Genomic DNA, 830 nt, shown 5'->3' with positions numbered 1-830 from the left:
CAAGCGCAAAGACCTCTACACCCACGCTTTCATCATCTTCGCCTGCGCCCACTATTGGGCCAAAGTCCGCGAGCCGTTGGTGGAGTCGGTACTCGATGCGGCCCTGGCCGTGGTCGCCGAACGTTTCGCCACCGGCGACGGCCTGTACGAAGCCGTATTGGAGCGCAACTGGTCATCGCTCAAGTCCGGCCCACTGCAAAACCCACTGATGCACCTGGCCGAAGGTTTCCTCGCCACCCTGGCCGTGCGTGAAGACGCGATCACCCAGGATGCGTTGCTGGACCTCGCCACCGCCCTGCAGAAGCGCTTCATCGACCGCCAGCACGGCGTGATGATGGAAAAACCGCTGGGCGCTGTGGATAACTGGTTTGAGCCGGGACACCAGTTCGAGTGGTTCTTTTTGCTCGACTCTTCAGAGGTACTGCGCGGCACACCCTTGCATGCCTCGCTGACGCGGGCATTTGCCTATGCAGAGCTTAAGGGTGTGGATAAGTTAAGTGGCGCGGTCAGCGGCATGCTCGCGCTGGATGGCAGCGTGCGCGACGGCACGCAACGGATCTGGGCACAGGCTGAATACCTGCGGGCGCTGACCTTGCGGCCGGGCAGTGAAGCGGTGTTGCAACGCCAATTGCTGGCGCTGCAGCAGAACTTTTTGCATGAGAAAGGCTGGCATGAATGCCTGGATGCCAAGGGGGCGGTGAGCCGGCGGGATATGCCGTCGACTACGCCGTATCACTTGGCGACTTGCTATCAGGGGCTGATCCAGCATCTGGGTTGAGCTTTAGTGCCTCATCGCAGGCAAGCCAGCTCCCACATTTTGATGTGTGAAC

Annotated in this window: 1 protein-coding gene; it reads left to right on the top strand. The window is 60.7% G+C overall.

What is annotated here, in order from left to right:
• A partial coding sequence (locus tag FEM54_RS33340) for an AGE family epimerase/isomerase (protein WP_138454373.1) occupies positions 1-778 on the top strand: 778 nt, incomplete at its 5' end.
• Between the last annotated feature and the right edge of the window lie 52 nt (positions 779-830).

The organism is Pseudomonas edaphica (assembly GCF_005863185.1).
GTDB lineage: Bacteria > Pseudomonadota > Gammaproteobacteria > Pseudomonadales > Pseudomonadaceae > Aquipseudomonas > Aquipseudomonas edaphica.
The sequence above is the reverse complement of the archived record's forward strand: the minus strand, read 5'-3'. Positions and strand labels throughout refer to the sequence as shown.